Genomic DNA, 3,046 nt, shown 5'->3' with positions numbered 1-3,046 from the left:
CAGACGAGCGCAGCGGCGAAGCCTCCAGAGAGAACCAGCGAGCCGAAGGCCATGTAGCGCCAGTTCTTGGCCTGCACGCGGGCCGAGCCGATCCGCTCGTCCCAGACCTGTGCGGCCTTCTGGTAGGGTGTCTCGGGTTGTGGGGTCTTGCCGTAGTGCGCGGCAGGACGCTTGAAGAGATTCATGAGCGGTCACTTTCAGAGATGTTGACGGAAGAGCCGGAGCCGTGGCCGTCGCCGGAACGGACGGCGTGTGTCGTAGTCTGGACGCCGTGCGAAAGGCGCTGCGAGCGCTGCATCCGCTTCGCCCAATCGGGCTGGCCCTTGGTGGCTTGGGTGGCGGATGCATCGGCACTCGCATCGGCGGAGCCGCCGATGGTCCCCATGGTCGATGAGCCGCCCGTCGCGCCAAAGCCGCTCTTCACGCCATCGGAGAAGCTGGATTTGACGCTCGCCGCTGCACGGCGCAGCGGCGACATGGCGGCGGAGCCTGCCGCGCGTCCGATGCCGCCCATGCCGGATGCAGCACCCGCCGCGCCGGACTGGCCGAGCGAACCGAGGCTGAACGCGGCGGATGCCGCGCCGGCTGCGGTCGCGCCGCCACGCGCTGCGGCAGCGCCGGTGGAAAGCGCGGCTACACCGCCCTTCGCGGCAAGGCCGGCAGCGCCAGCGCCGGCGAGCACCATGCCGCCTGCCGCAAGGCCAGTTCCGACGGCAGCGCCAGCGCCGAGCTGCGGGCCGCCACTCACCAGGCCGGAGGCAATGCCCGGTCCAAAAATGCCGAGGCCAAGCAACGACAAGGCGGCGAGCACGACGGCCATGGCGTCGTCGATGCTCGGGGTTACGCCCCCGAAACCCGCTGTGAACTGGCTGAAGAGCGTCGAGCCAATGCCGATGATGACGGCGAGGACTAGAACCTTAATGCCTGACGAGATGACGTTGCCGAGCACCTTTTCGGCCATGAAGGCGGTTTTTCCGAACAGGCCAAACGGGATCAGGACAAAGCCCGCCAACGTCGTCAGCTTGAACTCGATCAGAGTGACGAAGAGCTGGATGGCGAGGATGAAGAAAGCGAGGATAACAAGCGCCCAGGCGAAAAGCAGGCAAGCGATCTGGATGAAGTTCTCGAAGAAGGCGACCCAACCCATGAGGTCGGAAATGGATTCGAGCAGCGGCCGGGCGGCGTCGAGGCCGGTCTGTGCGACCTTACCGGGGCGCATCAGGTCGGCGGCAGAAAAGCCGGTTCCGCTGGCTTTCAGTCCGAGGCCGGCGAAGCTGTCGAAGACGATCTTGGCGAGATTGTTCCAGTTGCCGATGAGATAGGCGAAGACGCCGACGAACAACGTCTTCTTCACCAGCCGCGCTATGATGTCGTCATCGGCGGCCCAGGACCAGAATAGCGCGGCAAGCGTCACGTCTATGACGATCAGCGTCGTGGCGATGAAGGCGACTTCGCCGGAGAGGAGCCCGAAGCCGGAGTCGATATAGCGGGTGAAGACCCCGAGGAAATTGTCGATCACGCCAGCGCCGCCCATGGATCAATGCCCTTCATTCTGGAAGGGCGGGGACGGCGCGGGCGTGCGGCCGAGAAAGCGGTCGCGCGTTTCCGCCCAGGCGCGCATGCACTCACTATCGTCGGCCGCCTTCTGGCCAAGCTGCTGGCACCGGTGCTGCTCTTCGCGCAGCGGATTGCGTGCGGCCTGTTGGAGGTTGGCCGGCGCGGATACCGGAGCCTCCTCTTTTCGGGTCATCTCGATCGCGGTGGCCGTGATGGCGACCGCGACGAATATGATTGCGCCCAGCCGGGCCAGCATCTTGCCGTCCATGACGGTGCTCTCCTTCTGGCGATCAGTTGCCGTTGTTGAACATCTGAGCGTTGCCCGGCTGGTAGCCGGAACCCGGCGTCAGGAACCGACGGCGCTGCTCGCGTCCCTGTTCGGCTGCGGCGGCGCGCTCGGCCTCGGTCAGCGAACCGGCACGGCCATTGGCGGCGAGAAGCGCGATCAGGTCGGAAAGCTGCTGCGACTGGAGGGCGAGAAGCTGGTTTCCGGCCTGCGCCGCCTGCAACGCACCCGTCGCGCCCTGGCTCTTGCCAACAAGCTCGGACATCTGCGCGCGGTTGGCGTCGATATTGCCGACGACCCCGGCCTGCACGCGCATTGCGTCCTGCAAGCCTCCGACGGTGTTCTTCCAGCGGTCGCGCGCGCCCGCGACCAATTGCGCATCGGTAGCCGACAGCGAGACATTGCCGTATTGGCTCTGGAACGCCTGATCGATCTTCTGGACGTCGAAGGCGATGTTCTGCGCCTGCCCGAGAAGCTGCTGGGTCTTCTGGACGTTCTGCTGCAAGGTCTGGAGCGCGGAGTATGGCAGGCTCGCCAGGTTCTTCGCCTGATTGATGAGCATCTGGGCTTCGTTCTGAAGCGAGGTGATCTGGTGGGTGATCTGCTCCAGCGTGCGCGCCGCCGTCAGGACGTTTTGCGCATAGTTCGTCGGGTCATAGACGATGCGGCCGAAGCCGAAGGCATGGGCCTGCTGCGTCGCCAGGACGGGCGAAACGGCAAGCATGGTTGCGGCCAGGATCGCGGCGCGCGTGCGGAAAGTACGGGTCTTCATGGTCAAGTCTCCTCGGCTTGGGGAAAGTTCGGGATGAGATCGGCCGCCCATCCGGCGTCGCGGGCGCGCAGCCAAGCGGCGAGGAAGCCTTCGCGCCCGTGTTCGGCGACGAGGTTGGCGATCAGGGTCTGGTCGGATTTGGACGATGCGGCGCAGAGCGCGAGACCAACTTCGGATAAGCCCAGCTCGAACAGGCGGTTGCCGCGCCGCGACTGGCAGTAATAGTCGCGCTTCGGGGTCGCCCGTGCGAGGATTTCGATCTGCCGGTCATTGAGGCCGAAGCGGCGATAGATGGCCGTGATCTGCGGCTCGATCGCGCGTTCGTTCGGGAGCAAGAGCCGCGTCGGGCAGCTTTCGATGATGGCCGGCGCGATGCTCGAATTGTCGATGTCGGACAGCGACTGCGTGGCGAAGATGACCGACGCATTCTT

At 65.4% G+C, this 3,046-nt stretch carries 4 protein-coding genes and 1 pseudogene; all 5 read right to left on the bottom strand.

From position 1 onward, the window contains the following. The coding region (locus ACIQUH_RS27840; RefSeq protein ID WP_400821422.1) for a VirB8/TrbF family protein at positions 1–185 on the bottom strand (185 nt) is incomplete at its 3' end. Beyond that, a complete protein-coding gene (gene trbL, locus ACIQUH_RS27835; protein WP_400821419.1) occupies positions 182–1,534 on the bottom strand; it encodes a P-type conjugative transfer protein TrbL in 1,353 nt (450 codons plus the stop codon). The genes ACIQUH_RS27840 and trbL, both read right to left, overlap by 4 nt. 3 nt (positions 1,535–1,537) lie before the next feature. Then, positions 1,538–1,825 (bottom strand): putative entry exclusion protein TrbK-alt, encoded by a 288-nt coding sequence (gene trbK-alt, locus ACIQUH_RS27830; RefSeq protein WP_400821416.1) that lies wholly within the window; start codon positions 1,823–1,825, stop codon positions 1,538–1,540. Positions 1,826–1,847: 22 nt separating this feature from the next. Next, a complete protein-coding gene (trbJ, locus tag ACIQUH_RS27825) occupies positions 1,848–2,615 on the bottom strand; it encodes a P-type conjugative transfer protein TrbJ (protein ID WP_400821413.1) in 768 nt (255 codons plus the stop codon). Positions 2,616–2,617: 2 nt separating this feature from the next. Further along, positions 2,618–3,046, bottom strand: a pseudogene (locus ACIQUH_RS27820) (conjugal transfer protein TrbE); the annotation flags it as partial.

It is taken from the genome of Agrobacterium sp. NPDC090283 (assembly GCF_044769685.1).
Taxonomy (GTDB): domain Bacteria; phylum Pseudomonadota; class Alphaproteobacteria; order Rhizobiales; family Rhizobiaceae; genus Agrobacterium.
The sequence above is the reverse complement of the archived record's forward strand: the minus strand, read 5'-3'. Positions and strand labels throughout refer to the sequence as shown.